The sequence below is a fragment of the Thauera sp. WB-2 genome, from assembly GCF_027594845.1.
Taxonomy (GTDB): domain Bacteria; phylum Pseudomonadota; class Gammaproteobacteria; order Burkholderiales; family Rhodocyclaceae; genus Thauera; species Thauera mechernichensis.
Genome location: NZ_CP088935.1, coordinates 1,487,816 through 1,503,468 on the forward strand (window position 1 = coordinate 1,487,816; position 15,653 = coordinate 1,503,468).

Below are 15,653 nucleotides of genomic sequence, written 5' to 3' on the forward strand. Positions count from 1 at the left end.
CGCGGCGGCTGCTCAGCCGAGGGCGCGGTCGAACTCGGTGCGGTTCAGCACCCGGCAGTCGATGCCTGCGCGCGCGCACTGTTCGGCGTAGGCGGGAAAGGCGCGGTCGACGATGCCGGCGGCGGCGAGTTCGGCCGGCGTGGCGCCTGCCGGCAGCGCGCAAGCCTTCACCAGCACGAGTTCGCTGGCGCCCAGGCGCAGCGCCAGCCAGGCCGCCAGGCTGTCGCTGGTCACGTCCCAGCTGGTGAGCGCATCGGCTGCGTCGCGCTGCAGGTCCAGCGCCAGCCAGATCGCGGCACGGCCTGCGGCCAGGGGGGCGCGCATGCCGGCCACCGACTCGGCGAGCGCCAGTCGCGGCTCGATGCCATGCAGCAGATGAGCGCACTGTGCCATGCCGAGTACCGCCATGTTGTGCGCGGCCACGTCATCCACCTGCCAGTGTGCCTGCGCGGCGCGCGCGGCATCGGCAAAGGCGCCGCCGCCGGGCACGACGGCGGCGCCTCCGGCGCGGGCGATGCGGTCCAGCCAGGCCGGCAGCAGCGGGTCGCGCAGCAGGCTGCCGCCGAGCTTCACGACGCGCATGGGGGCTCCGCTGCGGGTGCTGTTGCGGTGCGGGGAGAGGCGCCAGGCGCCGTGGCCAGGTCTGCGTCGCCCGCAAGCTGGGCGACGGCCACGCTCGGCGCGCACACCCGTGCCCAGTCGCGGTATGCAGGCGCGACGCGGGCGAGGGCGTCGAAGCCGACCGTGGGGTGGCCGAGCGCCTCGCCGAGCTCACCCACCAGGAAGGCGCCGCAGCCGGCACCGACCAAGGGCATGCCGGCGGGCAGGGCTGCGGCGCGGATCACGCGCTCGAGGTTGCGCCGGATCTCCGCCAGCATCAGCGCACGCCAGCGCCGGGCGAAATCGTCCCAGTCGTCGGTGCCGGCGTCGCGTGCGTCGTGGCCGATCATGCGCGCCAGCCGCAGCCGGCTGCCGGCTGCGTCGCGCGCGCCGTTGTCGGCGGCTGGGTAGTGGTCGTGCGCGGGGTCGAGCTCGCCGGTGAGGCGGAACACGTCTGCCGTGGTGGCGAAGAATTCGTTCATCACGTTGCAGGCCTGGCCGCGAAAGCGGATGCGGCGTGCGAGTGCGCACAGGGGGCTGCGCACCACGCCCAGATAGACCAGCTCGCCGCTTGCCAGCCGCGCCGCGTCGCTGTGGCCGCAGGGGGCCGGGCGGCCGGCGCGGATCCCGATCAGGTCGGTGGTGGTGCTGCCGATGTCGACCAGCACGGCGTCGGGCAGGGCGTGTGCGACCAGGCTGGCGGTGGCGAGCCAGTTGGCGGAGGCGACCGCGGGCCAGTGCGCGGCGGCTGCGCTTGCGTCCAGCCAGCCGGCGTCGCCGGCGTAGAAGCGGGTCGCTGCGCCGAGGCGATCGGCGAGGTGGGCGCACAGTGCGCGCACGCCGGCCTCGCGGTCGGCGAAGAGGTCGGTCATCTCGGCAGTCATCGTCACCGCATGGCGGGCGTGGGCGAATGCCGGCCAGCGCGCGCGCGCGGCGTGCAGCGCCGCGTCCAGATGCGCCAGCCCCTTCCACAGCGGCGTAGCCCACTGGCCGATGGCGGTGACGGTGCCGGCCTCGAGCAGGCTGGCCTTGACGTGGGCGCCGCCGATGTCCCAGCCGATCAGCGGCGCCGACGTGCCGGCCGCGCCCTTGCCTGGAGGCACCACGAGCGCGGCGTCGGGGCCGAGCGTATCAGGCAGGTTCGGTGGGGGCATGGGCCGACTCGGTGGCAGGGTTGGCAAGTGCGGCGTCGTGGCCGGCAATGATGTCGGCGGCGAGCCGGCGCGGCGGGCGTGCGCCGTCGCGCGCTGGGCCGATAGCCGGCGGTGGTGCGGCGAGCCCGGCATAGGCGCAGGTCAGGCGCGGGTTGATCTCGATGACACACAGCTGGCCGTCGGCCTGGCGGACGAAGTCGATGCCCACGAAGCCGGCCAGCCCGGGGACAGCCGCGGCGCAGCGCACGGCCAGGTCGTGCAACGCAGGCGTTGCCGGCGCCACGCCGGCGTCGACACCGGCATAGCCGAGCCGGCCGTCGGCCGCTACCGTCAGGCGCTGGCGGTTGACGCTCAGCACCTCGACGCGCCCGCCGGCGCACAGCAGCGACAGACTGAGCGCATCGCCTTCGACCCAGGCTTCGAGCGTCCATCGGGTGGGCATGCCGGCGGCAGCTTGCACCTCAACCGAGCCGACCACCGCGCCTGTTGCACCCAGCGCCGCATGCGCAGCGGCAAAATCGGCGAACACCCGGGTGTGCTCGCTGCCGGCGCCGTCGTCGGGCTTGAGCACCCAGCGCCCCGGCTGCGCGGGCAGGGGCAGGCCAGGTGCCCACGCCCGCGGTGTCGGAACGTCCTGCGCGGCGAGGCGTTCGCGGGTGCGTGTCTTGCTGGTCGCCACCCGGATCGCCCCGGCGCTGCAGCCAATCCAGCGCACCGGCGCGACCGCCTGGCACAGGCTGAGCAGGCAGTCGCCCGTCTCGGGGGCAATCACCCACACGAGGTCGAAAGCCGACTGCTGCGCGTGCAGCCAGGCAGCCAGATCGTCGCCCCCGGCGGTAGGCAGGCGGCGCATGGCAGTGCCAGGTGTGCGCATGGGCGCGGGCAGCGGCGCCAGGCCCGCGTCGGCGACGCCGATCTCCAGGCCGGGCAGGGCGCTCAGCTCGCCGAGCAGCGCGTCGCGCATGCGCACGCCCTGGGCGAGCAGGGACTCGCCCAGGGCGCCTGCAGGCTCGGCGGCTGCGGCTTCTCCCAGCCCCCCCGCGCTGATAAATTCGAGCACCAGAATCCGTCGAGTCCTTGTCATGCAGCTCATTCCCGTCATCGACCTGAAGGCCGGCCAGGTCGTCCGCGGCGTGCGCGGCGAGCGCAGCGCCTACCGGCCGATCCGGTCGTCCCTGAGCGAATCGAGCGCCGCGCTCGATCTCGCCCCCCGTCTGCTGGCGCGTGCGGCGAGCGACACGCTCTATATTGCCGACCTCGACGCGCTGATGGGCGGCGCCCTGCAGTTCGACATCCTGGCCGCGCTGCTGGAACATCTGCCCGCAACCCAATTCTGGGTCGATGGCGGCTTTCGCAACGCCGAGTCGGTCGAAGCCTTCCGCCAGCGCCTCGGCCCGCATGCCGCCCGCGTCGTCCCCATCGTCGCCAGCGAATCCCTTGCCGACGCAGACCACGCCCGCCGCTGCCTCGACACGCACCGTACGCACTGCATTCTGTCACTCGACCGCCGCGACGGCAGCCTGCTCGATGCCGGCGGCTGCCATGCCCACCCCGAATGGTGGCCCGACCGGGTCATCGTGATGACGCTCGACCGCGTCGGCGCAGACACAGGGCCCGACCTCGACACCTTGCACAGCGTGCAGGCCCTGCGGCCGGACGTGCAGTTGATCGGCGCCGGCGGCATCCGCCAGAACGCCGACCTGCAGCGCGCCGCGGCGTCGGGCGCGCGCGCCTGGCTGGTCGCCTCGGCGCTGCACGACGGGCGTATCGGTGTGGACTGCACCGCAGACTGAAACAGGAATCGTGCCAGGCTGCCTCGATAGCGTTTCGCGGCAAGTTTCTCGGGCGGCTCGACGCGGCCCACCGCAGCGGCGAGCTGGCCGACGATCCGAGCGCTGCGCCGGGTGCATGGCAAGCCCGGCGCCGTGTGCTGCTCGCGCACGACTGGGTGGTCTACGCCAAGCCGCCGCCCGGCGCCGCGCTGTCGGGATGGGCCACCATGAACACTCACGCGCCCCCATCTCGATCCTCGCTGATGCCAGGGTCCTGTCGCGCTCTATCTAATGTGGATGAGCCGCGCGTAGAATCCCCAGTGTCACCGCCTGAGCGGCGGTTCAGTTCAACAAGGCTTATGGGCACCTCGAATAACGCGGGGTTTTCGTTGAATCCCGCCGCCAAACAATGACAGCGACCGAACTCGGTTCAATTTCTCCGGCAAATCACCGCTTTTCTCTGCGGTGTCGCCCCGTTTTCTCTTCGAATCGCCCTGGAAACCGGCGATTCGGCCCATTTCGGGCGTCAAAAAGCCTCGATTCCGGCCTTCTGGAAGTACACCAGCCGCTTCAGGTTGTAGCAGGTGGCCATCATCGTCATCGCAAAGTTCGCCCGCGCCTGGCCGATCGTGCGGATCAGCTTGCCGCCCATCTGATCGATGGCCGCGAACACGTGCTCGACACGGGCGCGCGTCTTGGCGATGCGATGGTTACGCCCTTGCTGACACTCAGACAGCGGCTTGTTGCGCGTACCCTTTCTCTGAATCTGGTTCCGGTAACCCTTGTCCTTCAACCAGTCTTCACGCCCCTTGGACGTGTAGCCCCGGTCCGCATAGACGTCTCGGCTCGTGTTCAGGGTGTAGAACACGCTCTCGAAGTGCTGGCTGTCGTGGATGCTGGCCGTACCCGTCTCGATCTTGCGGATGACCTTGTACTTCTTGTCGACGTTGATCGAGAGCTTGTAGCCGAAGTGACTCTTGCCGTGCTTCTTGGTCCAGGTGGCATCGGTGTCTTTCTGGCGCCGTTTGGCCGGTTTCCAGTCGGCCGGCATCGCCCCTTCCTTGACGAGCTTGTTCTCTTCACGGCTGTTGCGTTGCTTGGGCGCGGGCACCAGCGTGGCGTCGATGATCTGACCACCGCGGGCGATGAAACCGCGCTTGAGCAGTTGGGCCGACACGCCGTCGAACAGGACCTTCGCGCCGGCTTCACCGATGCGATTCTCGAACGTCCACATCGTCGTTCGATCCGGAATATTGATCGCGCTGGCCAACCCGCAGAAGCGCTTGTAGCTCATCCGGTCAAGCAACTGATACTCCATCTGTTCATCCGACAGGTTGTACAGCCGCTTCAACACCAGAATGCGTACCATCGTCTCGGTCGGATACGGCGGACGACCGCCTTGCGGACTCACCGGACGCGGCGCCACCCGATCCACTTCCGCCGCCAACGCCCCGAAGTCGATGTACGACTCGATTTCGGCCAGTGGATCTCCGAGCGTGTCGATCTTCTTGCGGTGATGCTCGTCGGCGAACAGGTCGGTCTTGATGGCGGTGCGTTTCTTCATGGCTGGCGGCAGAGAACGAAATCAGGACAATCCAATTTTACCAATCACAGAGGTGCCGAGGTTTTTCGAGGCGCCCTTATCCCTCGCGGCAGGCGCCCGCGCACTGAACGGCGCTTGCGGCGCGAGGGATAAACCCTATTCGCTGGGCTACAACAGAACGCGCAGCATTGTATCAAGGAGAATCGTTATGCCATTCCGACCAAATCCCGATTTTCGAAGAAATATTAATGGAGTTGTTCTTCCTCTGACAGCCGCAATAGCTCGGGTGTACGGCATTCGAGAAAGTGATGGCGCATATCCTTTGGGCGCATTCTATACCGATAACATAGATTCTCGAGTGTGGCGGTCCGCAGGTGGAATCTGGTATCAGCCAGTAAATGCCGAGAAGGTTGCAGGCCGTCGAATCAGCGAAGAGCGAATTGAGCAATTTGCTGAGGGAATCATGTCTGGGAGGGAGATTGCCCTTAACAACGGCTCCGTAGTTATTTGGGAGCGCATACCTGATGCCGTGGCACAATTACTTCCGGCACATCAATGAAGCACAGCCCAAAAAGGCAAATGTACTCGGACGCCAAAAAGCTCCGCTCGTTCCTCGCTCTGCTTTTCTCCGCCGGTAATTTGCGGCGTTGGGGGGCTAAATGACAGAGGTCGCTGAGGTAAAAGAGAAGGGGCTTGTGCTGAGAGGTGATGCTGATGAAAAGCACACCCTCGAGAATCTGAATCGTTTCCTGTCGTTAGTTGGCACACAGGATGATCGCGCAATGGTGCTCTCGTTAGCGACATTTATCGAAGATACGCTCGGTCGGTTACTGATAGCGTATTTCAGAGACTGCAAAGCCACCAAGGAGCTCGTTGAAGGTTTCAGTGCTCCCCTAGGCACATTCGGCTCTCGTACAAAGGCCGCTTACTCCTTCGGTCTTGTGACCGAAGCGCAATACAAAGACATGGAGATTCTTCGCAAAGTTCGGAACCAATTCGCCCATAACTGGGAAGGCGTTTCTCTCTCTCGCAACGACATTCAAGCCCTTATCGGTCAGCTGAGCGGCTACACCGTTGATCATCAAGAGATTAAAGGCGGTAACAGAGAAAAAGTGCTGGGTACGCTTTCGACGTGTTGCATGGAGCTTCAAATATTCTTGGGTAGACTCATCAATAAAAAGGCAGCGAAGGAACCTGATGTAAGTCATCGCCTAACGACGATAAAGCCAACCGAGCCAGGAGTACGATGGTATGTTGCCTGATCAGGAAATTGCTATGTCGCAGTTCCGCAGGCGCGGCCCAACCAATCATTCCACCGGACCTGCGCGAAAAGCCGCGCAGGTCCGGTGAATTCAGACGTTGGGCACCATGAGCATTCTCGACGCTACTGCCTACGCAATTGGCGAGGCCGCTGCTTACGTAGTTGGTCGAATCGCCGGGCGCACCTTCCATCTCGAACCAAAGAGGGCTCAGCGTACAGGGCAATCGCACCTTCATGTCATAACCCCAAGCAGCTCGGCGCGAAATTCGTCAATCGTCGCCGCCAGCATGCGCTTGGACTTGATGCTCGCCTTGCGCGTCGTGTTGAGCCGCAGCAGGTTCATCGCGATGTGACGAACGATGGCGAAATTGTTGGCGGCGTAGCCGCTGCGCACCCGTGATTGATCCTCGTTAAACTGCACATCCAGACACCAGTGAAGCCGATTCTCCACCTCCCAGTGACTGCGCACGGCCCGAGCGATGCGCTCGGCGTCGGCGGGCAGGCTGCTGATGTAGAAGACGCGCTCGGTGCTGGTGTGATCGCCCACGGTGCGAATGCGCTCGACCACCGCGAAACTGGCCATATCCAGCCAGTCCTCGGACTTGTAGAGGCGGTCGATCGCGGCGTAGGCGCGGCATCGGCGGATTTCGATGCGGCCGTGGTCCTTGATCATGGTCTCGTGGGTCGAACTCGGCGTCAGCGGCCCTCGCGGATCGATGTCGGCGAACAAGATCGAGTCGTGCAGGTTCGGATGGTTCTCCTTCACGCACAGCACGTAATGCGCGCCGCGCTCGCGGATCGTGCGGGCGATCTTCGTCTGGGTGCCCATCGCGTCGATCGTCACCACGCAGCCCTCGATCGCCAACTTGGCAAGCAGTTCGGGAATCGCGGTGATCTCGTTCGACTTCTCGGCGGTCGCCGTCTGGCCCAGCACGACGCCCATGCCCGCCGCAAACGCGCTCACCAGGTGCAACGGGCTGGCGTCGGTCCTGCCCTTGCCGCCCGAGCGCCGGCTCGTCTTGCCGTCGATCGCCACGACCGTATCCCCGGCCAGCGCCGGCACCACCATGCCCACCCAGCGCCGGAACGCGGACTCGAACTCGTCGGGCGCGATCAGGCCGAACACGCGTCCGATCGTGTCGTGAGACGGGATGCCATGCTCAAGCTTCATGAAGCCTCGCAACCAGTCGATCTTGGCCTCGGCCCACAACTCGATGTCGACGAAGTCGTCGACACCCGAGAGCACCGCGCACACCGCCACCGTCAGCAACTCGGCCAGGTCGTGGCGCGCATGCCGCGCGCTGCGCGGGTCGGAAATCGAGACGAACACCTGCGTCAGCGGCATGATGTTTCCTGCCTTCATGGGATGCCCAAAAAGGTAGGAAACTACACACTTTATGACAATGTGAACAGAGGTCTCGCAAGGTCATGAAAGTTAAAGAGTTATTGATTGGGGCTATGCGAAGTCGGTGCGATTGCCCTGGCTCAGCGTATTGGCGAATATATTGTGATCGGTGTCATCCTCGGCGCAGCAGTTCTCATTACCGTTATCTATTCGTAACCGCAGAGGGTTCCTGTGCGTTCCAGCATTCCTAGTTTGCCCTCTCGCCAGCGCCGACTATTCAAGGCGCCAAAAAACGTCGCTTCCTCGCTACTGTCCGTGCCCAACCCGGCGGTCGAGGCGCGGTTTCGCCGCTGGGACGCTTCGCCGCAATACGGCTCGCGCCCCTCACCTCTAAGTTAGGCATGCTATGGAAATCTCATTAACTTTAAGCGACCTAGTTGAATGGATCGAGGCTCATGCCACAACCATCGACGTATTAAAGTGGATAATTGTCGGCTTGCTTGCATGGGGGCTCGGTGCATTTCGCTTTATAAGAACAAAATTTAAAAGACCAAAGCTTGAGGTTGAGTCTTTTACCAGTCGCTGCATCTGGCAAGAACTTGGAGTCGTAGACGGTAACGACCATAATGCCAGAGTTGTATTTATTATCGAGGCGGGGGTCAATAATCCGACAACAGATCCAATTGTTGTTCGCGGCTTCACTCTTAAGGTTAAAAGACTTAAAGGTTGGCCAGTCCGCAATCACCCATTGAATGCCGTCACACTTCCCTCGCGGGTACGACACAACATAGGAAATATCACAAGATTTCTGAAAAATTGGTTCTCCAATTTCCCGGAAGGTCCTGAAAACCTAAGGGCGCCTCGAAAAACCTCGGCACCTCTGTGATTGGTAAAATTGGATTGTCCTGATTTCGTTCTCTGCCACCAGCCATGAAGAAACGCACCGCCATCAAGACCGACCTGTTCGCCGACGAGCATCACCGCAAGAAGATCGACACGCTCGGAGATCCACTGGCCGAAATCGAGTCGTACATCGACTTCGGGGCGTTGGCGGCGGAAGTGGATCGGGTGGCGCCGCGTCCGGTGAGTCCGCAAGGCGGTCGTCCGCCGTATCCGACCGAGACGATGGTACGCATTCTGGTGTTGAAGCGGCTGTACAACCTGTCGGATGAACAGATGGAGTATCAGTTGCTTGACCGGATGAGCTACAAGCGCTTCTGCGGGTTGGCCAGCGCGATCAATATTCCGGATCGAACGACGATGTGGACGTTCGAGAATCGCATCGGTGAAGCCGGCGCGAAGGTCCTGTTCGACGGCGTGTCGGCCCAACTGCTCAAGCGCGGTTTCATCGCCCGCGGTGGTCAGATCATCGACGCCACGCTGGTGCCCGCGCCCAAGCAACGCAACAGCCGTGAAGAGAACAAGCTCGTCAAGGAAGGGGCGATGCCGGCCGACTGGAAACCGGCCAAACGGCGCCAGAAAGACACCGATGCCACCTGGACCAAGAAGCACGGCAAGAGTCACTTCGGCTACAAGCTCTCGATCAACGTCGACAAGAAGTACAAGGTCATCCGCAAGATCGAGACGGGTACGGCCAGCATCCACGACAGCCAGCACTTCGAGAGCGTGTTCTACACCCTGAACACGAGCCGAGACGTCTATGCGGACCGGGGCTACACGTCCAAGGGGCGTGAAGACTGGTTGAAGGACAAGGGTTACCGGAACCAGATTCAGAGAAAGGGTACGCGCAACAAGCCGCTGTCTGAGTGTCAGCAAGGGCGTAACCATCGCATCGCCAAGACGCGCGCCCGTGTCGAGCACGTGTTCGCGGCCATCGATCAGATGGGTGGCAAGCTGATCCGCACGATCGGCCAGGCGCGAGCGAACTTTGCGATGACGATGATGGCCGCCTGCTACAACCTGAAGCGGCTGGTGTACTTCCAGAAGGCCGGAATCGAGGCTTTCTGACGCCCGAAATGGGCCGAATCGCCGATTTCCCGGGCGATTCGAAGAGAAAACGGAGCGACACCGCAGAGAAAAGCGGTGATTTGCCGGAGAAATTGAACCGAGTTCGGTCGCTGTCATTGTTTGGCGGCGGGATTCAACGAAAACCTCGCGTTATTCGAGGTGCCCTCGAATGCCACAGCATCTTGCAAGATTCGAATTGTCTGAGCTTACTGTTCCGGATGCTCCGAGGAAGCCGATAAAGATTGCCATTCCCGATGTTGCATTCGCTTTCAAGTCTGTTGATGGTAAATGGGCGCGATTGGCTGATGTCGTTACAACAGGGAAAGAATTGAATGTATTGAAACACCGATTCCTCGATGCACTTCGCGCGTACTATCAAAGCTCGGATATCGATGATCAACAAGTCAAGCTCTGTGGACAAGAATATACTTTAGGGCGCCTCGAAAAACCTCGGCACCTCTGTGATTGGTAAAATTGGATTGTCCTGATTTCGTTCTCTGCCACCAGCCATGAAGAAACGCACCGCCATCAAGACCGACCTGTTCGCCGACGAGCATCACCGCAAGAAGATCGACACGCTCGGAGATCCACTGGCCGAAATCGAGTCGTACATCGACTTCGGGGCGTTGGCGGCGGAAGTGGATCGGGTGGCGCCGCGTCCGGTGAGTCCGCAAGGCGGTCGTCCGCCGTATCCGACCGAGACGATGGTACGCATTCTGGTGTTGAAGCGGCTGTACAACCTGTCGGATGAACAGATGGAGTATCAGTTGCTTGACCGGATGAGCTACAAGCGCTTCTGCGGGTTGGCCAGCGCGATCAATATTCCGGATCGAACGACGATGTGGACGTTCGAGAATCGCATCGGTGAAGCCGGCGCGAAGGTCCTGTTCGACGGCGTGTCGGCCCAACTGCTCAAGCGCGGTTTCATCGCCCGCGGTGGTCAGATCATCGACGCCACGCTGGTGCCCGCGCCCAAGCAACGCAACAGCCGTGAAGAGAACAAGCTCGTCAAGGAAGGGGCGATGCCGGCCGACTGGAAACCGGCCAAACGGCGCCAGAAAGACACCGATGCCACCTGGACCAAGAAGCACGGCAAGAGTCACTTCGGCTACAAGCTCTCGATCAACGTCGACAAGAAGTACAAGGTCATCCGCAAGATCGAGACGGGTACGGCCAGCATCCACGACAGCCAGCACTTCGAGAGCGTGTTCTACACCCTGAACACGAGCCGAGACGTCTATGCGGACCGGGGCTACACGTCCAAGGGGCGTGAAGACTGGTTGAAGGACAAGGGTTACCGGAACCAGATTCAGAGAAAGGGTACGCGCAACAAGCCGCTGTCTGAGTGTCAGCAAGGGCGTAACCATCGCATCGCCAAGACGCGCGCCCGTGTCGAGCACGTGTTCGCGGCCATCGATCAGATGGGTGGCAAGCTGATCCGCACGATCGGCCAGGCGCGAGCGAACTTTGCGATGACGATGATGGCCGCCTGCTACAACCTGAAGCGGCTGGTGTACTTCCAGAAGGCCGGAATCGAGGCTTTCTGACGCCCGAAATGGGCCGAATCGCCGATTTCCCGGGCGATTCGAAGAGAAAACGGAGCGACACCGCAGAGAAAAGCGGTGATTTGCCGGAGAAATTGAACCGAGTTCGGTCGCTGTCATTGTTTGGCGGCGGGATTCAACGAAAACCTCGCGTTATTCGAGGTGCCCTTTAGCCTTATCGAAGCATTTCGGTAACCCTGTTGGGGTCAATGTTGTTTTTGACCTGACATTCGTTGGTGTCTCTGCGGCGGCGGGCGGAATGATTGCAGGTCCTCTAGGAATGGTTGCGGGTGCAGCTTTAAGCGTCACGGGTGTTGCCGCTAGCCATCTCGGTGCCCCCAAACTTCTTTGGCGATTGAACGCACCATCTCCAAAGAAATGGTTGGTCAACAGAAATGTTCTAGCTTCGCCTGAGCTGGTATCGGCATTTCAGATTGATCGAGCGATCGCCACCCAGTACACCGATGGCGTGTTACCTTTTCGTTCATAGTCGACAATACTGACGAACAAGGCCGCTATTCGGCGAGTTTAGACCGATGCCCCGCCGTGCGTTTCCGATTGCGGAATTTGTTGTATTTTTGAACGAGATCTATGAATCCATCAGATATTGGGCAGGCTTACAATCAGATCACTCACGTCTGGCAGAGTGATGGCTTTAATATGAGCAATGGAATTGCGCAGCATGAGAGGGCAATCAAATTTGCTAAGAGCAAAGGTAAGGCGCTTGATATTGGCTGTGGCTGCACAGGCAGGTTCATAGATTTACTGCTGAGCAATGGCTTTCAGCCTGCTGGCATTGATGTCTCTAGCGAGATGATCCGGCTGGCAAAGCGTCGCCATCCGCTCATTGACCTCCGTCATGAGGACATCTGTAGCTGTGAACTTCCAGACAAGTATGACTTCAGGGCGCCTCGAAAAACCTCGGCACCTCTGTGATTGGTAAAATTGGATTGTCCTGATTTCGTTCTCTGCCACCAGCCATGAAGAAACGCACCGCCATCAAGACCGACCTGTTCGCCGACGAGCATCACCGCAAGAAGATCGACACGCTCGGAGATCCACTGGCCGAAATCGAGTCGTACATCGACTTCGGGGCGTTGGCGGCGGAAGTGGATCGGGTGGCGCCGCGTCCGGTGAGTCCGCAAGGCGGTCGTCCGCCGTATCCGACCGAGACGATGGTACGCATTCTGGTGTTGAAGCGGCTGTACAACCTGTCGGATGAACAGATGGAGTATCAGTTGCTTGACCGGATGAGCTACAAGCGCTTCTGCGGGTTGGCCAGCGCGATCAATATTCCGGATCGAACGACGATGTGGACGTTCGAGAATCGCATCGGTGAAGCCGGCGCGAAGGTCCTGTTCGACGGCGTGTCGGCCCAACTGCTCAAGCGCGGTTTCATCGCAGGGCAATCGCACCTTCATGTCATAACCCCAAGCAGCTCGGCGCGAAATTCGTCAATCGTCGCCGCCAGCATGCGCTTGGACTTGATGCTCGCCTTGCGCGTCGTGTTGAGCCGCAGCAGGTTCATCGCGATGTGACGAACGATGGCGAAATTGTTGGCGGCGTAGCCGCTGCGCACCCGTGATTGATCCTCGTTAAACTGCACATCCAGACACCAGTGAAGCCGATTCTCCACCTCCCAGTGACTGCGCACGGCCCGAGCGATGCGCTCGGCGTCGGCGGGCAGGCTGCTGATGTAGAAGACGCGCTCGGTGCTGGTGTGATCGCCCACGGTGCGAATGCGCTCGACCACCGCGAAACTGGCCATATCCAGCCAGTCCTCGGACTTGTAGAGGCGGTCGATCGCGGCGTAGGCGCGGCATCGGCGGATTTCGATGCGGCCGTGGTCCTTGATCATGGTCTCGTGGGTCGAACTCGGCGTCAGCGGCCCTCGCGGATCGATGTCGGCGAACAAGATCGAGTCGTGCAGGTTCGGATGGTTCTCCTTCACGCACAGCACGTAATGCGCGCCGCGCTCGCGGATCGTGCGGGCGATCTTCGTCTGGGTGCCCATCGCGTCGATCGTCACCACGCAGCCCTCGATCGCCAACTTGGCAAGCAGTTCGGGAATCGCGGTGATCTCGTTCGACTTCTCGGCGGTCGCCGTCTGGCCCAGCACGACGCCCATGCCCGCCGCAAACGCGCTCACCAGGTGCAACGGGCTGGCGTCGGTCCTGCCCTTGCCGCCCGAGCGCCGGCTCGTCTTGCCGTCGATCGCCACGACCGTATCCCCGGCCAGCGCCGGCACCACCATGCCCACCCAGCGCCGGAACGCGGACTCGAACTCGTCGGGCGCGATCAGGCCGAACACGCGTCCGATCGTGTCGTGAGACGGGATGCCATGCTCAAGCTTCATGAAGCCTCGCAACCAGTCGATCTTGGCCTCGGCCCACAACTCGATGTCGACGAAGTCGTCGACACCCGAGAGCACCGCGCACACCGCCACCGTCAGCAACTCGGCCAGGTCGTGGCGCGCATGCCGCGCGCTGCGCGGGTCGGAAATCGAGACGAACACCTGCGTCAGCGGCATGATGTTTCCTGCCTTCATGGGATGCCCAAAAAGGTAGGAAACTACACACTTTATGACAATGTGAACAGAGGTCTCGCAAGGTCATGAAAGTTAAAGAGTTATTGATTGGGGCTATGCGAAGTCGGTGCGATTGCCCTGGGTTTCATCGCCCGCGGTGGTCAGATCATCGACGCCACGCTGGTGCCCGCGCCCAAGCAACGCAACAGCCGTGAAGAGAACAAGCTCGTCAAGGAAGGGGCGATGCCGGCCGACTGGAAACCGGCCAAACGGCGCCAGAAAGACACCGATGCCACCTGGACCAAGAAGCACGGCAAGAGTCACTTCGGCTACAAGCTCTCGATCAACGTCGACAAGAAGTACAAGGTCATCCGCAAGATCGAGACGGGTACGGCCAGCATCCACGACAGCCAGCACTTCGAGAGCGTGTTCTACACCCTGAACACGAGCCGAGACGTCTATGCGGACCGGGGCTACACGTCCAAGGGGCGTGAAGACTGGTTGAAGGACAAGGGTTACCGGAACCAGATTCAGAGAAAGGGTACGCGCAACAAGCCGCTGTCTGAGTGTCAGCAAGGGCGTAACCATCGCATCGCCAAGACGCGCGCCCGTGTCGAGCACGTGTTCGCGGCCATCGATCAGATGGGTGGCAAGCTGATCCGCACGATCGGCCAGGCGCGAGCGAACTTTGCGATGACGATGATGGCCGCCTGCTACAACCTGAAGCGGCTGGTGTACTTCCAGAAGGCCGGAATCGAGGCTTTCTGACGCCCGAAATGGGCCGAATCGCCGATTTCCCGGGCGATTCGAAGAGAAAACGGAGCGACACCGCAGAGAAAAGCGGTGATTTGCCGGAGAAATTGAACCGAGTTCGGTCGCTGTCATTGTTTGGCGGCGGGATTCAACGAAAACCTCGCGTTATTCGAGGTGCCCTTCATTACGGCATGGGATAGCATTTGGCACATTCCGCTCGCCGAGCAGGTGAATGTTATTACTAAAATAGTTGGTGGTCTTAACGTTGGTGGCGTTTTTATATTCTATTTTGGCGGTACTCAAGAGCCAGGTGATCAACAGAGTACGCACATGGGGCCGGAGGTTTACTACTCGTCTCTTGGTGTAAATGGCTTCCTGAAGATATTCATGAATTTAGGATGCATAATAAGACACCTGGAGTTCGATCAGTATCCTGAGTTACACACATATCTGATCGTGGAAAAGACCTGACAGCCTTTCCAAAAAAGTCCGCTTCGCTCACGGGGACGGACTATGGGTCGTCACAAAAAAAGTTGGGGTTATCAGTAGCCGAGTCGCAGTCGTGCTATTTGCAGCTGGACATCTTCAGCCCGACACGCGACGCGGCTTCGCCCTACGCTGCGACACCGATCATCGGCGCGATAATCCCACCATGCTCAAAACGCTCTTCGTCTTCGATCGCTCAGAAGCGGTCTCCGCCTGGTCCGCGATCGACGATCGTGTGATGGGGGGTGTGTCGCGCAGCGCCCTTCGTTTCGATCCGGCCGGCCATGCCGTGTTCAGCGGGCAGGTTGCGCCCGACAACAATGGCGGTTTCGCCTCGGTGCGCGCGTCGGTCACGCCGCTGCCGGCAGGGGGCATCGACGCCATTGAATTCGTCGTGCGCGGGGATGGCCGCCGCTACAAGCTCAACCTGCGCATCGATCGCGGCTTCGACGGTGTCAATTACCAAGCCGGCTGGGTGACGCCGGCCGGTATCTGGACCCGGCTCGCATTGCCCCTGGCTGACTTCCGGCCCACCTGGCGCGGGCGCGCGGTGGCCGACGCGCCGGCGCTGCGCAGTGCGAGTATCGAGCAGGTGGGGCTGATGATCGCCGATGGCCAGTTCGGGGGCTTCGAGCTGGCCATCCAGGGGATCTGGGCGGCCGGCCGGGGGGGTGCTCAGTTGTGACACAGTCGGCCGCCG

At 61.6% G+C, this 15,653-nt stretch carries 15 protein-coding genes and 3 pseudogenes; 12 read left to right on the plus strand and 6 right to left on the minus strand.

Annotated elements, in window-relative coordinates:
- Positions 1–12: 12 nt before the first annotated feature.
- From LQF09_RS06805 to LQF09_RS06815, 3 genes are read right to left on the minus strand one after another with little or no spacing between them, the layout of a single operon-like run.
- Positions 13–582 carry an amino acid kinase family protein gene (locus LQF09_RS06805; protein WP_270069525.1) on the minus strand — a complete coding sequence of 190 codons (570 nt, stop codon included), beginning with the start codon at positions 580–582 and terminating at the stop codon, positions 13–15.
- Entirely contained in the window at positions 570–1,754 is a 1,185-nt protein-coding gene (locus tag LQF09_RS06810) for a hydantoinase/oxoprolinase family protein (RefSeq protein ID WP_270069526.1), read from the minus strand. The genes LQF09_RS06805 and LQF09_RS06810 overlap by 13 nt, the downstream gene beginning before the upstream one ends.
- Positions 1,732–2,838, minus strand: coding sequence for an ATP-grasp domain-containing protein (locus LQF09_RS06815; protein ID WP_270069527.1), 1,107 nt, complete (start codon positions 2,836–2,838; stop codon positions 1,732–1,734). Before LQF09_RS06815 ends, LQF09_RS06810 begins: the two co-directional genes overlap by 23 nt.
- Here LQF09_RS06815 and LQF09_RS06820 point away from each other — a divergent pair.
- The gene (locus tag LQF09_RS06820; RefSeq protein ID WP_270069528.1) at positions 2,837–3,547 is read left to right on the plus strand and encodes a HisA/HisF-related TIM barrel protein; all 711 of its coding nucleotides are present in this window, start codon (positions 2,837–2,839) and stop codon (positions 3,545–3,547) included. The genes LQF09_RS06815 and LQF09_RS06820 overlap by 2 nt on opposite strands.
- A 14-nt stretch (positions 3,548–3,561) precedes the next feature.
- A pseudogene (locus LQF09_RS06825) lies at positions 3,562–3,729 on the plus strand (IS91 family transposase); the annotation flags it as partial.
- Positions 3,730–4,052: 323 nt separating this feature from the next.
- Here LQF09_RS06825 and LQF09_RS06830 read toward each other — a convergent pair.
- On the minus strand, positions 4,053–5,090 hold the full coding sequence (locus tag LQF09_RS06830) for an IS5 family transposase (RefSeq protein WP_270068863.1): 1,038 nt from the start codon (positions 5,088–5,090) through the stop codon (positions 4,053–4,055).
- On the opposite strand from LQF09_RS06830, the gene LQF09_RS06835 reads away from it, so the two are divergent.
- Both LQF09_RS06835 and LQF09_RS06840 read left to right on the plus strand, forming a co-directional pair.
- A complete protein-coding gene (locus LQF09_RS06835; RefSeq protein WP_270069529.1) occupies positions 5,071–5,628 on the plus strand; it encodes a hypothetical protein in 558 nt (185 codons plus the stop codon). The genes LQF09_RS06830 and LQF09_RS06835 overlap by 20 nt on opposite strands.
- 100 nt (positions 5,629–5,728) lie before the next feature.
- On the plus strand, positions 5,729–6,331 hold the full coding sequence (locus LQF09_RS06840) for a hypothetical protein (protein ID WP_270069530.1): 603 nt from the start codon (positions 5,729–5,731) through the stop codon (positions 6,329–6,331).
- Positions 6,332–6,562: 231 nt separating this feature from the next.
- On the opposite strand, the gene LQF09_RS06845 is transcribed toward LQF09_RS06840, so the two are convergent.
- A complete protein-coding gene (locus tag LQF09_RS06845; protein WP_270068686.1) occupies positions 6,563–7,693 on the minus strand; it encodes an ISAs1 family transposase in 1,131 nt (376 codons plus the stop codon).
- A 388-nt stretch (positions 7,694–8,081) separates the two neighbouring features.
- Between LQF09_RS06845 and LQF09_RS06850 the strand changes: the two genes are divergently transcribed.
- From LQF09_RS06850 to LQF09_RS06875, 6 genes and pseudogenes are all read left to right on the plus strand, one after another.
- Entirely contained in the window at positions 8,082–8,561 is a 480-nt protein-coding gene (locus tag LQF09_RS06850; RefSeq protein ID WP_270069531.1) for a hypothetical protein, read from the plus strand.
- Between the two features lie 44 nt (positions 8,562–8,605).
- Positions 8,606–9,643 (plus strand): IS5 family transposase, encoded by a 1,038-nt coding sequence (locus LQF09_RS06855; RefSeq protein WP_270067868.1) that lies wholly within the window; start codon positions 8,606–8,608, stop codon positions 9,641–9,643.
- 169 nt (positions 9,644–9,812) lie between these two features.
- Positions 9,813–10,115 carry a hypothetical protein gene (locus LQF09_RS06860; RefSeq protein ID WP_270069532.1) on the plus strand — a complete coding sequence of 101 codons (303 nt, stop codon included), beginning with the start codon at positions 9,813–9,815 and terminating at the stop codon, positions 10,113–10,115.
- 37 nt (positions 10,116–10,152) lie between these two features.
- The gene (locus tag LQF09_RS06865) at positions 10,153–11,190 is read left to right on the plus strand and encodes an IS5 family transposase (RefSeq protein ID WP_270067868.1); all 1,038 of its coding nucleotides are present in this window, start codon (positions 10,153–10,155) and stop codon (positions 11,188–11,190) included.
- Between the two features lie 588 nt (positions 11,191–11,778).
- On the plus strand, positions 11,779–12,123 hold the full coding sequence (locus LQF09_RS06870) for a class I SAM-dependent methyltransferase (protein WP_270069533.1): 345 nt from the start codon (positions 11,779–11,781) through the stop codon (positions 12,121–12,123).
- A 44-nt stretch (positions 12,124–12,167) separates the two neighbouring features.
- Positions 12,168–12,641 (plus strand): annotated as a pseudogene (locus LQF09_RS06875) (transposase); the annotation flags it as partial.
- Here LQF09_RS06875 and LQF09_RS06880 read toward each other — a convergent pair.
- Complete coding sequence (locus tag LQF09_RS06880) at positions 12,605–13,735, minus strand: ISAs1 family transposase (RefSeq protein WP_270068686.1); 1,131 nt, start codon at positions 13,733–13,735, stop codon at positions 12,605–12,607. The pseudogene LQF09_RS06875 and the gene LQF09_RS06880 overlap by 37 nt on opposite strands.
- 120 nt (positions 13,736–13,855) lie before the next feature.
- On the opposite strand from LQF09_RS06880, the pseudogene LQF09_RS06885 reads away from it, so the two are divergent.
- Positions 13,856–14,482: pseudogene (locus LQF09_RS06885) on the plus strand (IS5 family transposase); the annotation flags it as partial.
- Between the two features lie 637 nt (positions 14,483–15,119).
- A complete protein-coding gene (locus LQF09_RS06890; protein ID WP_270069534.1) occupies positions 15,120–15,638 on the plus strand; it encodes a CIA30 family protein in 519 nt (172 codons plus the stop codon).
- The last annotated feature ends 15 nt before the right edge of the window (positions 15,639–15,653 follow it).